This window comes from Streptomyces sp. NPDC008139 (genome assembly GCF_042957025.1).
In the GTDB taxonomy this organism is placed as follows: Bacteria; Actinomycetota; Actinomycetes; order Streptomycetales; family Streptomycetaceae; genus Actinacidiphila.
The window spans coordinates 142,482-163,764 of the sequence record NZ_JBIBHM010000007.1 but is presented as its reverse complement, the minus strand read 5'-3'; the positions used below and the strand labels follow the sequence as shown (position 1 = coordinate 163,764).

Sequence of the window (21,283 nt, the reverse complement as noted above, 5' to 3'; positions counted from 1 at the left end):
ACGTGCCCCGAACCGCCGTCGTCGGGGCGTCACGGCATGGGGAGGATCAGCTCTTGCGGGTGAACTCCCGTACCGCGGTGGCGAATTGGGTGGGCTGGTCGAGCGGGAGGAGCGAGTAGCTGTCGGCGATCTCGACGAGGCTTCCCTGCGGCAGGATCTCGGCGAGCCGGCGGCCGTGCGCGGGCGGCATGACGCGGTCCTTCTCGGCCCACACCACCAGCGCGGGCCGGTCGAAGGAGGAGAGCCCCTCGCTCACGCCGACCAGCAGCTTCTTGTCGGCGGCGATACCGCGGAGCACCCGCACCGTGTCGCGCCGCACGTCGGCCTGGGCGAGGATCGGCTTGATCCAGTTCTTGCTGACGGCGTCGCCCCGCTTGGTGAGCCAGCCGAAGGCGATCGGCTGGCGCCGTACCAGCTTCAGCCGCATCTGCTGCATGAAAAGGCCGAAGAAGGTGGGCGACAACTTGCCGGTCATCACGACGGTCTTGCCGGTCAGCCCCGGCGGAAAGTTGTCGAATGCGTCGCAGGACGCCAGCACAATTGAGCCGACGCGCGGCGCGCCTTCGTCCACGAGCAATTGCACGACGGCGCCGCCGGTGTCATTGCCGACCAGGGTGACATTGTCCAGATCCAGCCGTTCGAGGAATTCCCCGACCAGCCGGGCGAGTCCGCGCGGCGAAAGGTCGGCGTCCTCCTTGACCGGCTTGGTGTGGGCGCCCAGCGGCAGCACCGGCACCACGCACCGGTGGTCGGCGCGCAGATCGGCGACCACGTCCGCCCAGAGGGTCTCGTCCATCAGGAGGCCGTGCAGCAGGACGAGCACCGGCCCGTCCCCGCCGGTGTCCTGGTAGTCGATCGTCCCGGCCGAGAGTTCGATCTGTTCCATGGTCATACGTCAAACCCGTCTGTCGGCTCGCCGTGGCGGGGTCTATTCGACGGATGCTCCGTCAGCACTCCCCGCATTGGTCTCAGTTGGTGGTCAGCGGCTTGAGCATATCGAGCGGATTGCGCCCGCTCCAATGTCCGTCGACCGCGTACGGCCTGAGCCGCACGAAGAGCGTTTCGTGGTGGAAATCGCGTTCCTCGTGCTTCTTCATCGCCCTGACGTGGCCGCCGGGGTAGGAACCGACGGTGTACTGGCGCATTTCCTTGACGCTGCGCCAGAGCGAGAAGGTCGCCACCTGATTGGGCGGCCTGATCAGCGAGGTGCCTTCGAGGAAGGCGGGGTGCTGGGCGGCGTCGCGCTCGGCGTGCGAGGCGGCGGCGACGAACGGCACCACCCGGTTGAGGCGTACGCGGGCCAGGGTGAGCACCCCGATGGGGTGATCGTCCACGGGTATCTCGCGGCGCGGCAGCTCCAGCAGGCCGGGCCAGGCGCCGAGGGTGCGGACCGGCTCGAACCGGGCCCGCCAGCCGTTCTCGTACGGCTTGGCGACCCGGTGCGACAGGAAGCGGTCGAGCGCCTCGTCGTTGTCCCACGCGGCGATCATCGCGGCGCCGGTGGGCTTGACGTCGAACATCGCGCTCTGCGAGCGCAGCGGGCTCATCAGGAAGGGGCTCGCCCAGTGCAGACCCTCGTGCGCCTCGGGCTTGGGCCCGTTGCGCAGGGCGCTCATGGCCTTGGCGGGGCCGACCTCGGCAAGGTGCAGGGACATGATCATGCCCGAGCCGATGCGGGGTGTTTCCAGGTTCTCAGGCACGCTGGCAGTCGCCTTTCGTGGCGTGGTCGCTTCCGGATCTCATCGCGTGGGCTCTTCGACGGGCACGGCGGTCTTCTGGGTCACCAGCAGCCGCCCGGGGTCCTCGCCGGTCTCGCGCCCGATGATCTCGGTGGCGACGCGGCGGCCGGAGTAGATCGCCCCGGACATCGACCCGAACTCGTGGGGCACGGACTCCGCTCCGGCCCAGTGGATCCGGCCGACCGGCTGCTTGAGCGCGGGACCGTACTCGGTGTACAGACCGGGCGGGGCGTAGGCGTGGTAGCAGCCGCGGGTGTACGGCTCCGCCATCCAGTTCTGCTCCAGCAGGTCGTACGGCTTGCCCGCGCGCGGCCCGAAGAAGCGCTCCAACTCCCGCAGGACCAGGGCGCGTCGCTCCCCCGCGGGCAGCTTGGCGACCTGCCGGGCGGGCGGCCCGGTGACGAAGCCGGTGAGGACGCCGGGCGTGCCGTCGGGCGGGCAACTGTCGACCGTGGCGCGTACCGGGCTGGAGTGGCTGATCACATGCCCGGTGAAGCCCTCGGCGCGCCAGAAAGGCTCGTCGTACAGGGCCAGGTACTTGATGGCGGCGCCCATCGTCATGCGCTGGCTGACGTGGTCGCGGTGCTCGGGCAGCGGCGGGTCGTACTCGATCCGCCCGGCCAGCGGCACGGGCACGGCCATCACGACCCAGCGGCCGACCGCCTCGAATCCGGCGCCGCGCACCCGGACGTGCTCACCGGAGTGCTGGATGCTGCGGACCTCGGCGTTGAGGTACGTCTCGTCGTCGACGGTCTTCGCCAGGGTCGTCGCGAGGTTGTGCGAGCCGCCGACGAAGCGGTTCTCCAGGGTGCCGCCGGTGATCTGGGTCATGGCCCTGAACCCGCCGGTGCCGTTGGAGTAGTTGAGGACGTGCAGCAGGGAGACGTCGGCCGGTGCGGCGGCCATGCCCGCCTCGATCATCAGCCGCATCAGGGCGCGGCCGCCCTTGGTGCGGACATTGCGCTGCGTCCAGGACCACATGGTCTCGCTGTCCCACTGGGTGGCGTGCGGGGCCTCCCAGGGGGCGTCCTGCGGTACTTCGCGGCGCATCCGCTCGATGCGCAGCGCCGCCTGCCCGAAGTCCAGCAGCGTGGCCGCGCTGACCTTGGGCGCCATGCCCTTCCAGGGCTGCATCTTGCCGCCGTCGTCGATCAGCCGGTAGCCGGTGTCGTAGACCTTCGCGGTCTTGATGCCGACGGACTGGGCGGCCCGGTGGCTGATCGTCCCGGCCTGGCCGTAGAACTCACAGCCCAGTTCGGCGACCTTGCCGTCCCCGAGGGGCTTGCTCAGCGACCGGCCGCCGAGGCGGGAACGGGCTTCGAGCAGCGCCACGCTCTTCCCGGCCATCTTCAGTTCGCGCGCGGCCGTGATCCCGGCAAAACCCGCACCGACGACGATCACATCGGCTTCTATCGATGGGTACTCGCTGATGTCGTGCAATGCCCTCTCCTACAGTTCGGGGGTCGATCCGCGCTGGGTTCCGCCGTACACCGGCCGTGACGTGAACCGTGGTTACGCGCCGTCGCGCAGCACCACGTCCTGGCTGACCGACTCCAGACCGCCGTTGTCGCGGTTCTTGATCATCTCGGTGAGGAGGTAGCGCCGGGCCTTGACGGTCGCGGTGCGCTGGAGGTCGTCGGGCGTGACCTCCAACGGGACGCCCAGGCCGGTGATCCCGGCGGAGGCGGACTTCCAGACCTCGGGGTCGAGGGACTTCCCGTCGCGCATGCAGACCACCGGGACCGGCTTGCCCTGCTCGTCGGGGACGACCACGATCTCCTCGGCGTTGGGAATCCGCTCCAGCAGCACGTCCTCGATCCACAGGCAGCTCTCGACGCCCTCGATCCGGTCCGCGATGCGGTCCAGGATCTCGATCTGCCCGAGCCGGCCGCGCCGCCCCCAGTCGCCGGTGTCGAACCACTTGCCGTGCCGCCGCTCGGCGAACTTCTCCGGCGTACCCACGAACGACAGTGCGCGGGCCGGGGTCTTGACCTGGATCATGCCCGGATCCGACTGGTCGGAGCGGCGCTTGCCGGTCTCCGGGTCGGCGATCCTGGCCCGGATGCCGGGCACCTCCCAGCCGACGCTGCGGGTGTCGCGGCCCTTGAGCCGGCCGAACGAGCCACGGGTGTACGGGCGGACCGACACCACCTGCGTCTCGGTCATGCCGTAGCACTGGAGCCAGACCGGGTACTTGCGCTTGGACGCGTCCAGCAGCGCCTGGATGGTGCGCGGGTGCATCGCGTCGAAGGAGTTGAAGTACAGCCGGATGCTGGAGAACGGCTCCGACGGATCGTCGATGATCCGCTCCCAGCCCATGAAGTTGTTGGGGTGCGACTCCAGGATCGTGGGCCGGTACTGGGGCAGCAGCCGCAGCATCGTCTCCTCGTCGGGCCTGGCGATGCCCAGCAGCGGGGTGCCGCGCGAGAAGGACGCCATCTGCGTGATGGCGGCCCGCACATGGACGTGCGAGATGGCGCTGGCGAACAGCTCGTCGGGGGTGTGGAAGCCGGGGAAGATCGACTCCATCAGGGCGTTGTAGGACACGCCCTTGGCGGACGCCTCGGCGAGCTTGGACACCCCGGTGGTGCTCGACGTGTGGGTGATCAGCATCGGCTCGTCGTCCTTGAGCGGACTCGGCGCCGGAATCCGGCCGCCCCACAGGTCCGCCACCGGTATGCCGCCCTCGATGTCGGCGATGGCGGTCATGCCCAGGTGCCGCAGCCGCTCGCCGTCCAGCCGGGCGTACTTGGCGACCTCGGGGTCGGTGACCAGGAATTTCGCCTGGAGGCGCTCCAGCAGGATGTTGATGATGTCCGGGTCCAGGCGGGCCGACAGCAGCGCGGGGATCGCGCCGATCCTGGCGGCCGCCCAAGCCAACGCCTGGATGTCGTAGTTGGGCGACTTGACGATCGCGACCCGGTCCCAGCGCTTGACGCCCGCGGACTTCAGGACGGCGGCCATCTGGTCGACCAGGGTGGCGAATTCGACGAAGTCGAGTTCGACGCGCTGCTCGGGGTCCCAGGTGAACGGCTGGTCGAGGTAGATCGGCACCCGGCCGTGCTTCTCGGCCGCGCGCTCGGCGACCAGGCCGACGTTGAGCGGCTTGACCAGGGCGACCCGGTCGGGCTTGAACTGGGCCTTGAGTATCTTGGCCGCGTCCAGACGCCGGGCGGAGAGCGGGATCTTGGACCGTGTCCGGTCGCCAGCGATCGAACCCATACGACTCATCCCTTCCTGCGGGTTGCCGTGCCGACACCCGTGCGATCGGTGGTTGCGTACTTGCGGCGCTCGTCCGCCATGAGCCGTTCGTATTCGTTGGGGTCGACCAGCAGATGGCCGGACGAGTCGTGGAACCTCTTGTCCTGGCGGCGGCGGGCGTTCCTCAGCTCCGACCACATCTGCGCGCGCGAGGGGAGGCTGACGGTCTCGGTCAGCAGGTCGCCGACCCACTCCGACTGGAACTCGGCCAGCGGCATCAGCGACATCATCGAGTGCAGCAGGCCGATGAAGTACAGGCCCTCGGTCTCCGGCGGCACCACCTGGTGGTAGAGCGCGGGCGCGTCGTCGCCGTCGCCGACGAGCGTGTCGTCGAGGAAGGGGTAGTCGATCTTGTAACCGGTGCAGTGGATGATCACGTCGGCCTCGGTCTCGGTGCCGTCCGAGAAGCGGACGGTACGGCCGTCGACCGTGTCGATCACCGGCTTGGCGGTGATCCTGCCGTGCGCGATGGCGGGCAGCAGCTCGCTGCTGGCGACCAGCGGCCCCTGCCCGACCTTGTACGGCGGGTCGGGCAGCCCGTACGCCGACATGTGGCCGTGCACCAGCTTGATCATCAACGTCACCAGCGGACGCCGCTGTTCGACCGAGAGCTTCTTCATCATCGGCGACAGCTTGTCGATCGGGCCGCCTTCGAGGATCTTCGGGACGACGTAGTGGCCGGTGCGCACCGACAGGTACGTGGCCTCCGCGACCCGGGACACCTCGGTGGCGATGTCGGCGGAGGTGGCGCCCAGGCCGATGATCACGACCTTCTTGCCCGCGAGGTCCGCCGGACCCTCGTAGTCGTAGGAGTGCATCTCGGTGCCGGTGAACTTGCCCTCGTACGAGCCGAAGAGCGGCAGCCCGTGCCGCCCGCCGGAGGCGACCATCACCGCGCGGTACAGATGCGTCGTGCCGTCGCCGAAGGTCACCGCCCAGCCGCCGCCCGCCGCCTGCTCGACCCGGCTGACCTCGGTGTCCAGTTGGATGTGCTCGCGCAGCCCGTAGTGGTCGACGTAGGAGTCGAAGTACCGCGCCACCTGGGTGTGGTGGGGGTAGTCCGGGTAGTCGTCCGGCATCGGGAAGCTCGGGAACTGCATGACGGTCTTGGAGGTGTTGGCGAACAGCGCCGGGTACGCGCAGCTCTTGCCGCCCTGCGCGGGATACCGCCACAGGCCGCCGAGTTCCGAGCGCCGCTCGTAGGCGTCGAAGGCGATGTCGCGGATCTTCAGCGAGCGGCACATCGCGATGCCCGCGGAGCCCGCGCCGATGACGCAGACCTTGTCCCTGCGGTCCTCGGGCGCGGACGCGGCATCGGCCGCCGACTCGTGCGTGGTGGTCATCAGGACTCCCCCGCGCGCTCGGTGCTCGCCAGGGCCAGCAGGCCGAGCAGGGTCGCGGTGGCCGCGGCGCTGGTGTCGACCACGGTGGACTTCTTCAGCCGGCCCTTGCGGTGGCCGAGGATGCCGGCCGCGACGTCGAGGCCGTCGCAGAGGATGCCGGCCTTGAGCAGCAGCCTGCGGGTCTCGCCCCTGCTGGCCAGGACGCCCACGATCAGGGCGATGTTGCGGGCGGCGAACAGCCGGACCAGGTACTCGCCGTCGGCGTCCTCGTTGATGTGCAGCTTCTTCGCCCCGATGGCGGGCGCCAGGAACGCCGCCGCGCCGACCGTACGCAGGGTGCTGAGCAGAACAGCCGGCGTATCGCTCTTGTTCATAGTGATGCGAGTTCCTCTCGCGCCTCGGCCATCGACATCACGTCGTGGCACTGGGAGCCGGTGTCGGTGGGAATTCCTTGGCGAAGCCGGTGAGCCGGACGACGACTCCGGCCTGCCGCAACATCTCGATGTCCGTCTCGGGTTCCGCGGACTGCTCGGGGAACGAGATCCCGGCCGGCAGGTCCCGGCTCAGCACGCGTTCGGCCGCGCGGACGGCGCCCATCGCGCTGAGGTGGCCCTGGCCGCGGGTGTCGAGCAGGTCGATGGAGACCGAGCGGTTCGCGCTGTGCGCGGTGACGGTGAGCCCGCAGAAGTCGCCGGTGCCCGCGCTCTGGAAGAGCGCCGCCCGCACCCCGTGCAGCGGCGGCTTGGTCAGCGCCCGCAGCGCGCCCGACCGCTTCAGCCCGATCATCGCGTACAGCGACGGCACGCTCTGGAGCGCGATCCGGGTCTCGACCGTCGGCACGCCGAGGGTGAGCGGCACGGTGGTCTGCTCCAGGGTGCTCACATACGCGGCGGGCCGCTCGTTGCCGTCGGCGCAGCGCACCAGGCGGCGGCCGGTCAGCGGGTGCGTGGGCTGCCGCCTGCCGTCGCGCATCGCGTAGTACGGCCAGGCCAGCCGTTCGGCGAAGCCCCAGGAGTCGGGACCGACCTTGTCGTCGGACGAGGACAGCACCGCGATCTCCACCCGCTCGGCCTGGCCGAGTTCGCGGACGGCCGCGGCGGCCATCAGCGCGTTGAGCCCGGCGTACCAGGCGCCCGACAACAGCACCGGGGACGTGGGCCGTTCACGCGAGACCGCGACGGTGACGTCGAGAATCCCGGCGTGGCCCGCGCGGTTGATGTCCGCGATCGGGATGTCCCGGCGCATGGCGTCCACGATGAGGTGGTCGCCGGGATCGCTGACGACGGCGAGGACGGCCGCGGGCCGCTCGGGCAGCGCCCCCAGCGGGCGTTCGGCGCGTACGTCGATGACGGCGGTGCTCGCGCCGATCCGCGCGGCCAGCGCCGTCGCCCGTTCGGGGTTGCGGCCCGCCAGCACGATCGGCAGGTCGGGGTGGCGCTGCCGGATCAGCCGCGCCGCGTGCTCGCCCACCACTCCGTAACCGCCCACGATGAGCAGCGGCGGCCGGGCGGCGGCGCGTCTGGGTCTACTGGCCATGGCTCACCGCGCCGCTGATCGTGGTGTCCGGCTTGCGCTCCTCGCCGCGTTCCTCGGCCGCCCGCGCGAACAGCTCGCGGGCCACCCGGCGGCCGGAGTCGACGGCGCCGCCCATCGAACCCATCTGGTGGACACCGCTCTCGGTGCCCGCCCAGTGGATCCGGCCGATCGGCTCGCGCAGCGCCTTGCCGTACGCCGTGTACAGTCCGGGCGGACCGAAGCCGTGGTAGCAGCCGCGGGTGAACTCCTCGTCCAGCCAGTTCTGTTCGACGAATTCACGGGGCTTGCCCGCCTTCGCGCCGAGCCCTGCGACCAGTCCGTCGAGTACGGCGGTACGCCGCTCGGACGGCGACAGGCGGGTCAGCGCGCGGGCGGCGGAGCCGGTGACGAAGGCCGACATCACGCCGGGGCTGCCGTCGGCGGGCGAGGTGTCGAAGGCGACCCGGAACGGGCCGTCGCTGCTGGTGATCTGGCCGCTGAGCCCGGCGGCGCGCCAGAACGGCTCGTCGTAGACCGCCAGGCACTTCATGGCGGCGCCCGCGGGCATCCGCTGCGCGAACTGGTCGCGGTAGCCGGGCAGCGAGGGAGCGTACGTGATGCGTCCGGCGAGCGTGACCGGGATGGCGACGACGACCCACCGGCCGCGGTACTCGAAGCCGGGGCCCGAGACCACGACGGAGTCGGAGCGCTGCTCGATGGTGCGGACGGCGGCGCCGACGCGTACCTCGTCGGGCATCCGCGCGGCCATCTTCTTCGGGATGCTGTGCGCGCCGCCGTCGAAGCGGTAGCGCTGGATGCCGCCGCTGACCTCCAGCAGGTAGCGGAAGCCGCCCGAGGCGTTGGCGTAGTAGAGCACGTGCATCAGCGACAGGTCGGCCGGGCGGGCGCAGAAGGCGGCCTCGATCATCATGGTGATGAAGGCCCGCGCGGTGGAGGTGGTGACGTTGCGCTGCATCCACGACCAGAGGGTCTGGCTGTCCAGCTTCTCGGCGTTCGGCGCGTTCCACGGGCCGTCGGGCGGGACCGTGCGCGCCATGCGCTCGATCTTCAGGATCGCCTGGCCGAGATCGGCGATGGCGGCCGGGCCCATCCGCCAGGGGAAGAGGCCGGAGTACGCGTGGCGGCGGCCGTTGACGAAGGTGAGGCGTTCGCCCTCGTCGTAGCTGCGAAAGCCGGTCACGCCGACGGACTTGGCGGTCTCGGCGATCATCGTGCTCTTGTCGCCGAAGTACTCGCCGCCCAGGTCGACCGCCTTGCCGCCGCCCACGTCGAGGCCCTTGAGCCGTCCGCCGACGCGCTCGCGCGCTTCGAGCGTCTTGACGGTCCACCCGGCCTCTTTCAGCTCGCGGGTCGCCGTCAGTCCCGCCAGGCCCGCGCCGACGACGATGACATCGGCTTCCGCGCTGGGCTCGTCTGTCACATGCAGCACGTTCAGACCTCCGCGTTCTTCTGATCGGCGTCTTTCACTACGGAGCCGTTGGAGCCGTTGTCGCCGGAGGAGCCGTTGGTCCCGTTCGCGCCGGTGGAGCCGTTGGAGCCGTTCTGCGGGGCCGGGGCCGGGAGCGGGTCGGCGGCGGCGGCCGGGACGGGCCGTACGCGTACCGGCGGGGCCGCGGTGACGTCGGAGGACACCAACTGCGGGTGGCGGTTGATCCACCGGCGGCGCGGCTCGCGGGCCAGCAGCTTGACGGTCTCCCGCACCAACGGCAGCCGCTTGTGCTTGCCGGACAGCATCATCCGTCCGGTGATCACGGCCATGTCGGTCAGCGGGAAGACCTCGTAGTACTTCGAGCGGTGGTGGTAGAGGTCGAGGAAGCGGCCGATCTCGCCGCGCTCGGCCATGCCCTTGAGCGCCTCGGGGACGGCGGCGGGCAGCGCGCCCGCCTCGCCGAGGATGTTCGCGAGCCAGTAGTGGCCCTCGAAGCGGCGGTCGCGCCACTGCGTCCACTGCCGCAGCGTCTCGTCCTGGCCGAGCGCCGACACACCGGGGCCCGAGCGGCCGAGGGCGGCGACGATGGCGGGCGCGAGGCGCTCCACCTGGCGGAAGGCGTCGCCGATGCCGCGGCCGGCGGAGGGGTCCTTGAAGTGGCCCGCGTCGCCGACCAGCACCCAGCCGGGTCCCGAGGACTGCCGGAAGTAGCCCTCGAATTTGACGATCCCGGAGATCTTGGTGGCGATCTTCGCGTCGGCCAGCGCCTCCGCGGTCGGTTCGCAGGACCGCATGTGGGCCAGCAGACCCGCTTCGGTGTTGCGCCGGAAGTACTCGCGTTCGTGTCCCTCGGGTGAGACGCCGACCAGGTACAGGCCGTTGTCCGCGGGGCCCGCCCACACCATCCGGTCGCCCCAGCGGTGGAAGACGAAGGTGTCGTCGGAGGACGGGTGGGCGCCCTCGAAGAAGGTGAAGTAGTAGGAGCGTTCGTTGGGTACAACGTTGTATTTGCGCGAGCCGACCATGTACGCGACCGTCGAGTTGCGGCCGTCCGCGCCCACGACGAGCGGCGCGCGCAGCACCGTCTCCTTGCCGTCGTGCTGGGCGCGCACACCGGCCACCCGGCCGCGCTCCCAGATCATTTCGACGACCTTGGTGCCCATCCTGACGTCGGCGCCGGCCTCGACCGCGGCCTCGTGGAGGATCGAGTCGAGCAGGTGCCGACGCAGGAAGGTCGCGCCGCCCACGTCGTCGAAGCGCAGCGGGAACTGCGAGACGACGTGGAAGTCGTTGAGCTTGGTGTCGGCGCGGCGCATGAAACGCACACCGGTCTTCTCGACGGAGTCGAGCACACCGAGGCGTTTGAGGAACAGGAGTCCGTCGGCCTCCATGAGGTGCGAGGAGAGCACCTCACGGGGGAACGTCGCCTGCTCGACCACGACGACCTTCAGGCCCGCGCGCGAGAGCAGCGTGGCGAGCGGCGACCCGGCACAGCGGGCGCCCACGATGATGACGTCGAAGTGCTCGGCGTCCGTACGGTTTCGCCGGATTTCGCTCCCGGCCAGGCCCTTGGTCGTCATGGTCTTAGCTCCGCGCCCTTTCGCCGGCCGGGACGATCTGCGAGTCCAGCGGACGCGGATCACCGTCACCCCACGAAATGCCCTGGAGGTGCGTGGTGCGCAGTCCCGCGTAGTTCAGCTCTCCGTACGGTCCGCCGGTGAGGCCGTTGCCACCGTGGGTGGAGAGGATGGAGTTGAACCCGATGTGCGAGTCGTTGACCTTCAGCAGGCCGCCGTTGGTCACGCCGTCGGCGAACCGGTGAGCGGTCTGCTCGTCGCCGGTCCACACCGAGTTGCGCAGCCCGTACTTGTTGGCGTTGAGGAAGTCGATGATGTCTTCCAGCAGCGCGTCGTCGTCCGTGGTCGCCTCGGGCACCACGACCGGCAGCAGCGGGAAGAAGGTCTCCTCGCGTACGCAGGACAGGTCCCGCGACTCGGTGAGTCCGTCGACCCTGACCACCGTCGGCAGGCAGAACATCCCGGTGCTCGATGTCTCGCCGTCGACGTCCACGCGCGTGCCGCCGCAGAGCACGGACGCACCCTTGGTCTCGGCCTCGGACAGGAAGTCGAAGAAGCCGTCGACCTTCAGTACCGGGCTGAGCAGGATCTCCGGGTTCTCCGGGTAGCCGGGCACGATGGCCTTGGCGCGCTCCACGAACACCTCGAGGAAGCGGTCGGCGACCTCGGGGTGCACGATCGCGTACTTCGGCACCATGCAGATCTGGCTGGAGCCGTAGAACGACTCCTCCAGGGCCCGCGCGGCGGCTTCGAGATCCGCGTCCTTCCAGACCACGAAGCCGTCGTTGCCCGCGAGTTCGAGGATCGCCTTCTTGCCGTTGCGCAGACAGTCCTCGCCGAGCTTGAGGCCCGCGGCGCTGTCGCCGAAGAACAGGATGTCGTCCACCAGCGGACTGGCGAGCCAGGTCCGCAGCACGGCCTCGGTGTGACCGCAGATCACGTTGAGCGTCCCAGGAGGGGCGCCGTGCTTCTCCAGGATCGGCGCGAGGATGTCGCGGTAGACGAACATCACGCTCAGCGGCGTGGTGCGCGGCGCCTTCACCACCAGCGTGTTGCCCGCCAGGAGGGCGAGCACGCCCAGCGTGGAGTTCGAACCCGCCGCGTTCTGCGGGGGGTTGACGCACACCACGCCGTCGGGCTTGCGCACCAGTTCCAGCGTGCGGCCCTGCGGCGCGAACTCCTGGTGGAGCTGGCTCTCGTACCAGCGGACCGTCGGCTCGTCGCAGCAGCGCAGCATGCCGCTGACTTCCCACTGGGCGAGCCGGCGCGGGTGCCCCTCGGCGATCAGGATGTCGATGAGTTCCTCTGACCGTTCGGCCAGCGTCTCGTTGAACTCCAGGACGATCTGACTGCGGGTCTCCTGCGGGAGGAGCCGGAAGGTCCGGCTCGCCCTGCGGGCCGCTTCCAGCGCCCGGTCGTTGTCCTCGGGGGCGCCCACCGCGCACCGGGCCACCACGGCCTCGGTCGACTCCACGGGCCGCCCGAGTTCCAGCGCCCGCTTGAGGTTGAACGTCGGGCGGTTCTCCTTCAGGTACGCCGAGGCGCGCAGGACGTACGTCCATCGAGCACCCTCGACGTCCTTGCCGTCGATGTACTGAGGGTAGGACCTCATGCCTGGAGGCCCTCCATGCTGGGGGCGACGAAGTCTTCCTTCTCGACGTCGCGCAGCAGGCCCTCGTTGTACCGGCCGTACGCGCCCAGGTCCAGCAGGCCGTGGCCGCTGTAGTTGAACACGATGGTGGCCTCGCGCCCGGTCCGCTTGCACTCCAGGGCCTTGTCGATGACGGCCCGGATGGCGTGCGAGGTCTCGGGGGCCGGGAGGTAGCCCTGGAGCTTCGCGAACGTGGTGCCCGCGTCGAAGACGGACACCTGCCCGTACGCCTCGGCGTCGAGCAGCCCCTCGTGCCGCATGAGACCCACGATCGGGGCGCAACCGTGGTAGCGCAGGCCGCCCGCGTGGATGGGCGGCGGCACGAACTCGTGGCCGAGGGTGTAGGTGTGCACACCGGGGCCGCGGCCGTTGGAGTCGGCGAAGTCCAGCCGGTACTCGCCGTAGGTCAGCGGCGCGCACGCCTCCGGCTCGGCGGCCAGGATGGTGATGTCGGCGCCGTTGAGCTTGTCCTCGACGAAGGGCGAGGCGAAGCCGCTGAGGTTGGACCCGCAACCGACCGAGGCGATCAGGTAGTCGGGGGTCCGGCCGATCATCCTGAGCTGTTCCTTCAGCTCCAGGCCGATCACCGAGTGGTGCAGCAGGCAGTGGTTGGAGAAGGCGCCGACCGCGAAGCGGGTGCCCTCGTCGGCGTCGACGCACTCCAGCGCCTCGCTGACCGCGGTGGCCTCGCTGCCGGGGTGGTCGGGGTACTCCGCGAGGAGCTTGCGGCCGTAGTCCGTGGTGTCGCCCGGGCTGGGCCGCACCTCGGCGCCGTAGGTCTCCATCAGATTCCGGCGGTACGGCTTGGTGTGGTAGCTCGCCCGCACCATGAAGACCGTGAGGTCGAGGCCGAAGATCTGGCAGGCGATGGCCAGGGCGCTGCCCCACTGGCCGGCGCCGGTGTCGGTGACCAGCCGGGTGTGGCCGTCGCGCTTGGCGTAGTACGCCTGCGCCAGGGCGGAGTTGAGCTTGTGGCTGCCGCTGGGCGAGGTGGCCTCGTACTTGAACCAGATCTGGGCCGGAGTGCCCAACTCCCGCTCCAGCGCGATGGCGCGGATCAGCGGGGTCGGCCGCCAGAGCTTGTACGCCTCGCGTACCGGCTCGGGGATCGTGATCCAGCGCTCCAGCGAGGTCTCCTGCGCGGCCATCGACTTGACGAACAGCCGCTCCAGCCACTCCCGCGTGACCTTCTTGCCGGTGGAGTTGTCGATGTACTCCTCGGGCAAGCGGGGCAGATCCGGGATGACGTTGTACCAACGGGTGGGAATCTTATCGACCGGAAGATCGACACGGTCGATTAAGCCGAGCGGCTTCATACCTTGCGTCCCCTTAAGAGCGTGGTTGCTGACGAAATGCAGTGACACTCGTACGGACCTGCGCATGCTTGACCGGGCCGGCACCCTCGTGGGGAATTGATTTCCGGCATGACAAAGTCAGGCATTGGGCTTTTGGGTGCGAAAAATCTCGGCGAGAGGAACGGTGAAGCGCGGTGGAGTCGTGCCTCGGCACAACGGTTACTCAGTGCCTCGGCGGCGCGTCAGGCTCCAGCCGAAGTCACGAGTTGTGCGAGATCACGGATTGCTGTTCCCGTGGATTCGTGCCCGAAGGCACGGAGGGACGGGATGTCCGGGCGTCACCGGCCGTACGGCCTGGTGGTGCGGGGTCGATCAGCCGTGCGTGAGAGGCCGACCAGGTGTCGGACCTCGAATATTCTCGTGCCAGCACTCGCATACCCCCGTATCAGTACTGGAATTGTTTGACAGCCTAGCGTCCGGCAGTTCCGATGGCAATACCATACTGGAACGCGTCCCGATGACCGGAACTCATCCCGGTGACCAGCGCATTTTCCCTACGGGAGTCAAAATGGGCTGGTCACCGGGACGCCGTCGCATTACTGACCAGATCGGTCAAAGTGAATTCCTGTGAAGCCCGGCGACAACGACAGTGGCGGCGGGCCGCTTCCGCGGGCCCGCCGCCACTGTCACGCTCGCCGTGCGGACGCCTGTCGTACGGCGCCGCGGGCGGTCCTCCTGAGCCGGGTCACTGCCGCCCGGCGGGTGCCGTCAGCACTGCCCGGCGGTGCCGTCAGCGCTGTCCGGCGGGTGCCGTCAGCGCTGTCCGGCCGGCGCCGTCTCGCGAACGGACTCCTCGCCCTCTTCCGGCAGCTCGGGCAGGATGCCGGTCAACGCGCTCTCGTGCAGGTCCTTGTGGCGCAGCGTCAGCGCGGCGATCACCGCGGCGACGAAGGCGAACACGGCGCACAGGGTCATGGCGTCGTGGAAGCCGGTGGTGAACGCGTCGCGCCCGGCGGCCAGCACCTTGTCGGCCAGGCCGGGGCCCGCCGAGTGCGCGGCCTCGTCGATGCTGCCCGCGCTGATCCCGTTGGCGATCTTGTCGCTCTGGGCGCTGGTGAGCGTGGCCGCGGCGTCGGACGCCTTGAAGGCGCTGGTGACGTGGTTCTCGAAGAACGCGCCCGCGACCGCGATGCCCAGAGCCGTTCCCACCTGCTGGAACGTCTCGCTGATACCGGAGGCGACACCGGCCTTGGCCGGTTCCGCGACACCGATGGCGAGCGCGGCGCGGGTCGGGTTGAACAGGCCGAAGGCCAGGCCGATGACCACCAGGGCGGGGATGAGCGAGGTCCAACTGTCGCCCGCGCCGCTGAGGTGGATGAGCAACAGGCCGATGCCCAGGGCGAATTGGGAGGTGGCCATGATGACCCGGAAGGGCACCTTGCCGGTGAGCCCGCCGGCCAGCGCGCCGAAGAAGAACATCGCCAGCGTCAGCGGCAGGAAGCGCAGGCCGGCGGACCAGGCGGAGGCGCCCTCGACGCTCTGCAGATACGTCGTGACCAGGAAGATCGGCGGCAGACCCGCGGCGTTGGCCAGGAAGGTCGTCGCGGACAGGCCCAGGAAGGTGCGGTTGCGGAAGAGCTGGGTGTCGAACATCGCCTGCTCGCCGCGGGAGCGCGCGACCGCGAGGAAGACCGCCAGGCACACCGCGGCCACCGCGTACAGCGCGATGTTGCTGCCGGAGAACCAGCCGTCGGTGTTGCCGCGGATGATGGCCAGCACCAGGGCGGCCAGCGAGAGCGTGAAGGAGACCATTCCGACGAAGTCGGGGGCGGCGGCGCTGGGCAGCCGCGATTCACGGACCTGGCGCATCGCGATCAGGACGGTGATCAGGCCGACCGGCACATTCAGATAGAAGATCCAGCGCCAGCCGGGGCCATTGGTCAGCGCGCCGCCGATCAGCGGTCCCGTGGCGACGGCGAGACCCACCGCGGCGCCGAACGCGCTGAACGCGGTGGCGCGTTCCTTGCCGCGGAACTCGTGACCGAGCAGAGCGGGGCCCACGGCGAACATGATGGCCGCGCCGACACCCTGGACTCCGCGGCTGACATTCAATACCCCGATATTCCCGGCCAGTCCGCAGGCGAGGGAAGCCGCGGTGAAGATGACCAGGCCGATCAGGAAGAGCCGCTTGCGGCCGGTCCTGTCCGCCACCGATCCGGCGGTCACGAGGAAAGCCGCGAGCGTCAGCGCATACGCGTCGAACACCCACTGCATACCGCTGAAGCTGGCGTGCAGTGAATCATGAATGCCGGGCAGGGCGACCGAGACCACACTCAGGTCCAGCATCAGCATGAATGTGCCGACGGATACCACTGCCAGGGTCCACCACCTTAAAGCAGCGGGGGGGTGGGGCGTTTCGGTCATGCCGACTCCAGAGTGTGGAAAGTCGCCGTATCCGGCGAATCTGGCTGCTGACTATGGATGGTGACCATGCCGTGGTGGAAGCACCGCTGCCGAGGCGCCCCGCGTCGGCGGACAGGCCGATCCAGGGTGCTGGCCGATGATCGCGGTCGGCGCCGGTGCCGTCAATTGCCCCATGGGGCATGGTTGAGCATGTGTACAACGTATACCCTACACATGCTCGCGCGCACCCGCACGAAGATGTACGTCGGGTGTCGGCATATGCGCGCGGATTCGCAAAGACAGCGTCTTTTTTATCCGCAACTCCTTTTAGCGCGACTGTATATGCTGTATAGGCGGTAGTCGCCGGCGGACGGCACGGTGATCCGCGTCCAGCGGCCCGCGCGGCTCACGCATCCGCCGGTCACCCGGAACCACGGCGACCAGGCGACGCGGACGACGGTGCTCCCGGCCTTCGGCAGCCGGACCGTCACGTCGGCCTCACCCGCCCGCAGCACGCGCGCGGGCTCCGAGGCCAGCGGCACCGGGCGCTCCACCGCGAAGACCGTCCAGTACCGGTCCCGCCAGATCGGCCGCAGCCAGTCGGGGCGGGCGGCGGGCGCGAGCAGCGCGGCCTCCGCCTCGCCGGGGCCGCCCACGTCGCCGTGGGGCAGCACGACATACGCCACCGCCCAGTCGTCGAGCCAGCGGCGGTAGGCGGCGGCCGGAAGCGTCCCGTCCGGCAGCGTCCCGCCGTAGAACAACCGGTCTCTCTTCACGTCGAGTTGGCGGTTCCAGCCGCGGGCGATCTGGGCGACGTCGGCGAAGAGCGTCGACTCGCGGTGATCGCGGGCCGGAACCACCTCGATACGGTGCCGCTCGGCGCGCAGTCCGCGCAGCGCGCGGGTCACCCCCTCGGTGTGCGAGGCCCAGTCGGGGACGGCGGTGGACATGCGCAGTTCCCTGCCGGTCTTGGCGGCCAGCGCGTAGCCGTTGTGGCCGAGCGCGCCGGTCAGCACGACGACGAGGACCGCGCCGAGCACGGGGGCGCGGGCGGCCGTACGGGTCGGGCCCCGGTCCAGGCGCACGTAAGGGCTACGGCGCGGGCGTCGGGCCACGCGTTCCATCAGCGCGGCGGCCAGCAGCGGCAGTCCGGCGATCCCGGCCAGCCGCTCGACGTTGGTGCCGACGGGCGAGGCCACGCACGCGGTGAGCGCCGTGCCGAGCGCGTACGCGACCGCGCCCGCGCGGACCGTGCGCCAGGACCGCGGCGCGGCCAGGGCCAGCGCCAGGGAGGTCACCAGCGGGCAGACCGCCGCGTCGGCGCTCATCAACTGCTCGCCCTGGAAGGGGAAGAGCACGTACACCGCGCCCAGCACCAGCACCGGCGGCACCGCCAGGGCGAGCGCGGCGGTGCGGCGGCCCGCCGCCGACAGGCCCGCGCCCGCGACCCACAAGAAGAGGGCGGCGACCGGGCTGGACATCGCCGTCACCGCCGCGAGGACCGCGGCGCCCGCCCAGCGGTCCGGCGCCCGTCGCACCCGGCACAGCGCCAGCAGCCCGAAGGCCGCGCCGACCGCGAAGGTCGTACGCCCCGAGGCCACGTCGCACCACTGGCACACGGCGCCCAGCAGCGCCGGGACCATCGGCCGCCGCACGCCGGACCGGACGAAGAGGACGGCCATCGCCCAGGTCGCCACCAGACCGGCCGCGACCGAGACGGCCCGGACCCCGGCGTACGCCATCAGCGGCGGGGTGAGCACGCTGTAGTCCATCGCGTGCATGCCGCCGTACCAGGCGAGGTTGTACGGCGCACCCGGATGCCGCCCCGCGAAACCGGCCCACGCGACCTGGGCCGCGAGGTCGCCGCCGCCCGTGGCCAGCAGCCACGCCCAGAGCGCGTACAGCGGCGCCGCGCAGGCGACCGCCACCGCGGGGACGGGCCAGCGCCTGCGTCGTGGGACCGGCTGTACCTGACCTGTCCGCTGCGTGGGCCGCGGCAGCACCGCGGGCTGAACGACCGACACGTCACTCATAGCGGACGCCTTCCCCGGAAGCGGCGGGTACAGCGGGTCGACCGGGAAAGACCATACTCGGTATGCATACCGAGTATGTATACCGAGTATGGCCGGGTGGGCGCCACCGCTTCCCCGGCGGGGCATGGCAGCATCGGGGACGGCCGGACCGGACAAGGAAGCGAGAGGCGCACACCATGCCGTTGCAGATCACCGCCACCGACGCGGAGCACCCGTCGGCGCTGCTCGACCTGGAGTGGAACCTGCCGCTGGAGGAGTGGCCGGACACCTCACTGGTCGCGCTGCCGCGCGGCATCTCCCGGCACGTCGTGCGCTTCGCGCGGGCCGGGGACGAGGTCGTGGCGATCAAGGAGGTCAGCGAGTGGGCGGCGGTACGCGAGTACGGGCTGCTGCGCGACCTCGACCGGCTCGCGATACCGGCCGTGGACCCGATCGCGGTGGTGACCGGCCGGGCCGCCGCCGACGGCACCCCGCTGGAGCCCGCGCTCATCACCCGGCACCTGAACGGCTCGCTGCCGTACCGCTCGATGTTCGAGACGACGATGCGCCCCGACACCGTCAACCGCCTGCTGGACGCGCTCGCCGTCCTCCTCGTACGGCTCCACCTGGTCGGTTTCGCCTGGGGCGACTGCTCGCTGTCCAACACGCTCTTCCGCCGGGACGCGGGCGCGTACGCCGCCTACCTGGTGGACGCCGAGACGGGGCAGATCCAGCCCGAACTCACGCGCGGACAGCGGGAGTACGACATCGAGCTGGCCCGGGTGAACATCGCGGGCGAGCTGATGGACCTCGAAGCGGGCGGCTCCCTGCACCCCTCGGTCGACCCGGTCCCGTTCGGCGAGGCGATCGTCCGCCGCTACGCCGACCTGTGGCACGAGCTGACCCGCGAGTCCGTCTACCCGGCCAGCAAGCGGCACTACATCGACCGCAGAATCCGCCGCCTGAACGACCTCGGCTTCGACGTCGCCGAGATGCAGATCGAGCGCTCACCCGCGGGCGACACCGTGACCTTCCTGCCCAAGGTCGTCGACGCGGGCCACCACCAGCGCCAACTCCTGCGCCTGACCGGCCTCGACACCGAGGAGAACCAGGCCCGCAGCCTCCTCAACGACCTGGAGTCCTGGATGGCCACCCAGGACGACCACGCCCCCGCCGACGGCCTGCCCGCCGCCCGCCCCGAAGTCCTCGCCCACCGCTGGCTGCGCGACGTCTTCCGCCCCGCCGTCCGCTCCGTCCCCCAGGACCTGCGCGCCCGCATCGACCCGGCGCAGATCTACCACGAACTCCTCGAACACCGCTGGTACCTCTCCGAACGCGCCCAGCACGACGTGGGCCTCGACGCCACGGTCGAGAGCTACACCACCGAAGTCCTCCCCCACCTCCCCGACCCGGCGGCGGTCCTGGCGCCCGTCGAGGCGGCGGAAGCCGTGGAACCGGCGGAGACCATGTCGCCCGCAGCGGGCGACTGACCGTCAGGCGCGGTCGAAGGAGTCGGTGGCGGACCGTCAGGCGCGGTCGAAGGAGTCGGTGGCGTCGCGGAGGGCGACCGTGGCGTGGCTTTCCTGGAAGCTCTGTTCGGAGACGACGGTGAGGCGGGCGGTGGCCTGGAAGTCGCGGACGGTCAGGGCGCCGCAGGAGACCATGGTCGCCTTCATTTTGGCGACGGTGACGGCGAGACCTTCGCTGAGGTCGCCCGCGTAGGGGACGTAACCGTCCACCCCCTCTTCGAAGACCAGGCCCTGGCCGCCCTGTTCGTAGCGCTGCCAGTTGCGGGCGCGGCTGGAGCCCTCGCCCCAGTACTCCTTGACGAAGCCGTCGCGGGTGGGGAGCTTGGCGCCGGGCGCCTGGTCGAAGCGGGCGAAGTAGCGGCCCATCATGACGAAGTCGGCGCCCATCGCGAGGGCCAGGGACATGTGGTAGTCGTGCACCAGGCCGCCGTCGGAGCAGATCGGCACGTACTGGCCGGTCCGCTCGGCGAAGGCGTCGCGGGCCGCTGCGACGTCGAGGACGGCGCTGGCCTGGCCGCGGCCGATGCCCTTCTGATCGCGGGTGATGCAGATGGAACCGCCGCCGACGCCGACCTTGACGAAGTCGGCGCCCGCCTCGGCGAGGAAGCGGAAGCCCTCGCCGTCCACGACGTTGCCGCCGCCGACCGGGATCTGCGGGAAGTGCTCCTTGGACCACGCGATGGCCTGGGCCTGCCAGTCGCTGAAGCCGTCGGAGGAGTCGAAGCAGAGCACGTCGGCCCCGGCCTCGGCCAGTCGTGGGACGCGCTCGCGGTAGTCGTGCGTGTTGACGCCCGCGCCGACCCGCAACCTCTTGTCCTGGTCGACCAGTTGGTGGGGGAAGCGCTTGTTGTCCGAGTAGTCGGAGCGGAAGACCAGATAGCGCAGGAGGCCCTCGGCGTCGACCACCGGCAGGCAGTCCAGACGCTCGTCCCACAGCCGGGAGTTGGCCTGCGACAAGGTGATGTCGTCGGTCGCGCAGGCGAGGACGTCGACCGGGACCATCCGGCTGGAGACCGGCTCGTCGGACCGGTGGCGCTGCGGGTGGAAGTCGCGGGAGGTCACCAGGCCCAGCAGCCGCCCGGTGCCGGTGCCGTCGTGGGTGACGGCGGCCGTGCTGTGACCGGTGGTCCGCATCAGCTCCCGCAGCCGGCCCAGCGGGTCCTGCGGCCGTACGTTGGTGTCGCTGACCACGAATCCGGCCTTGAAGTTCTTCACCGCGCGGACGTCCGCGACCTGGTCGGCCACCGGCCGGTTGTGGTGCAGGAAGCTCAGCCCGCCGTCGCGCGCGAGCGCGATGGCCAGTTCGGGGGAGCTCACCGACTGCATGATCGCGGACGTGAACGGGGTCCGCAGCTCGATCGGCGACGGCTCGTCCCGTGCGTGCCGGACCAGGGGCGTCCGCAGGTCCACCGCCTCCGGCGAACAGTCCGTCCGCGTCCGGTTGGGCAGCAGCAGGAACTCGTTGAAGGTGCGCGAGACCCCTTCGATGATCTGAGCCATGCACCCGG

Annotated in this window: 15 protein-coding genes; 1 reads left to right on the top strand and 14 read right to left on the bottom strand. The window is 70.3% G+C overall.

The window, feature by feature from the left end; translation table 11 throughout:
- Positions 1-46 precede the first annotated feature (46 nt).
- From ACFZBB_RS16475 to ACFZBB_RS16415, 13 genes are all read right to left on the bottom strand, one after another.
- Positions 47-886 carry an alpha/beta fold hydrolase gene (locus ACFZBB_RS16475; protein WP_391123200.1) on the bottom strand — a complete coding sequence of 280 codons (840 nt, stop codon included), beginning with the start codon at positions 884-886 and terminating at the stop codon, positions 47-49.
- Positions 887-968: 82 nt separating this feature from the next.
- On the bottom strand, positions 969-1,700 hold the full coding sequence (locus ACFZBB_RS16470) for a spheroidene monooxygenase (RefSeq protein WP_391122590.1): 732 nt from the start codon (positions 1,698-1,700) through the stop codon (positions 969-971).
- A 39-nt stretch (positions 1,701-1,739) separates the two neighbouring features.
- Complete coding sequence (locus ACFZBB_RS16465) at positions 1,740-3,179, bottom strand: FAD-dependent oxidoreductase (protein ID WP_391044485.1); 1,440 nt, start codon at positions 3,177-3,179, stop codon at positions 1,740-1,742.
- A 72-nt stretch (positions 3,180-3,251) separates the two neighbouring features.
- A complete protein-coding gene (locus tag ACFZBB_RS16460; RefSeq protein WP_391122587.1) occupies positions 3,252-4,961 on the bottom strand; it encodes an AMP-binding protein in 1,710 nt (569 codons plus the stop codon).
- Positions 4,962-4,966: 5 nt separating this feature from the next.
- Positions 4,967-6,343 carry an NAD(P)-binding domain-containing protein gene (locus ACFZBB_RS16455; RefSeq protein ID WP_391122584.1) on the bottom strand — a complete coding sequence of 459 codons (1,377 nt, stop codon included), beginning with the start codon at positions 6,341-6,343 and terminating at the stop codon, positions 4,967-4,969.
- Positions 6,343-6,717 (bottom strand): hypothetical protein, encoded by a 375-nt coding sequence (locus tag ACFZBB_RS16450; RefSeq protein ID WP_188281828.1) that lies wholly within the window; start codon positions 6,715-6,717, stop codon positions 6,343-6,345. Before ACFZBB_RS16450 ends, ACFZBB_RS16455 begins: the two co-directional genes overlap by 1 nt.
- Before the next feature lie 37 nt (positions 6,718-6,754).
- A complete protein-coding gene (locus ACFZBB_RS16445) occupies positions 6,755-7,879 on the bottom strand; it encodes a hypothetical protein (RefSeq protein WP_391122580.1) in 1,125 nt (374 codons plus the stop codon).
- Positions 7,869-9,308 carry an FAD-dependent oxidoreductase gene (locus tag ACFZBB_RS16440; RefSeq protein WP_355344315.1) on the bottom strand — a complete coding sequence of 480 codons (1,440 nt, stop codon included), beginning with the start codon at positions 9,306-9,308 and terminating at the stop codon, positions 7,869-7,871. The genes ACFZBB_RS16445 and ACFZBB_RS16440 overlap by 11 nt, the downstream gene beginning before the upstream one ends.
- Positions 9,309-9,310: 2 nt before the next feature.
- Complete coding sequence (locus ACFZBB_RS16435) at positions 9,311-10,888, bottom strand: FAD-dependent monooxygenase (protein WP_391122576.1); 1,578 nt, start codon at positions 10,886-10,888, stop codon at positions 9,311-9,313.
- A gap of 4 nt (positions 10,889-10,892) precedes the next feature.
- Positions 10,893-12,497: an aldehyde dehydrogenase family protein gene (locus tag ACFZBB_RS16430; RefSeq protein WP_355344320.1), complete on the bottom strand. Its 1,605-nt coding sequence runs from the start codon at positions 12,495-12,497 to the stop codon at positions 10,893-10,895.
- Positions 12,494-13,852, bottom strand: a complete 1,359-nt coding sequence (locus tag ACFZBB_RS16425; RefSeq protein WP_391122573.1) for a TrpB-like pyridoxal phosphate-dependent enzyme — start codon at positions 13,850-13,852, stop codon at positions 12,494-12,496. The genes ACFZBB_RS16430 and ACFZBB_RS16425 overlap by 4 nt, the downstream gene beginning before the upstream one ends.
- Positions 13,853-14,644: 792 nt before the next feature.
- Positions 14,645-16,255, bottom strand: coding sequence for a DHA2 family efflux MFS transporter permease subunit (locus ACFZBB_RS16420; RefSeq protein WP_391122570.1), 1,611 nt, complete (start codon positions 16,253-16,255; stop codon positions 14,645-14,647).
- Positions 16,256-16,545: 290 nt separating this feature from the next.
- Positions 16,546-18,267: a hypothetical protein gene (locus ACFZBB_RS16415; RefSeq protein ID WP_391122567.1), complete on the bottom strand. Its 1,722-nt coding sequence runs from the start codon at positions 18,265-18,267 to the stop codon at positions 16,546-16,548.
- Between the two features lie 176 nt (positions 18,268-18,443).
- Here ACFZBB_RS16415 and ACFZBB_RS16410 point away from each other — a divergent pair, with 176 nt between their 5' ends.
- Entirely contained in the window at positions 18,444-19,736 is a 1,293-nt protein-coding gene (locus ACFZBB_RS16410) for a DUF4032 domain-containing protein (protein ID WP_391122564.1), read from the top strand.
- A gap of 36 nt (positions 19,737-19,772) precedes the next feature.
- Here ACFZBB_RS16410 and ACFZBB_RS16405 read toward each other — a convergent pair whose 3' ends face one another.
- Positions 19,773-21,275, bottom strand: a complete 1,503-nt coding sequence (locus ACFZBB_RS16405) for an IMP dehydrogenase (RefSeq protein ID WP_391122561.1) — start codon at positions 21,273-21,275, stop codon at positions 19,773-19,775.
- Positions 21,276-21,283 lie beyond the last annotated feature (8 nt).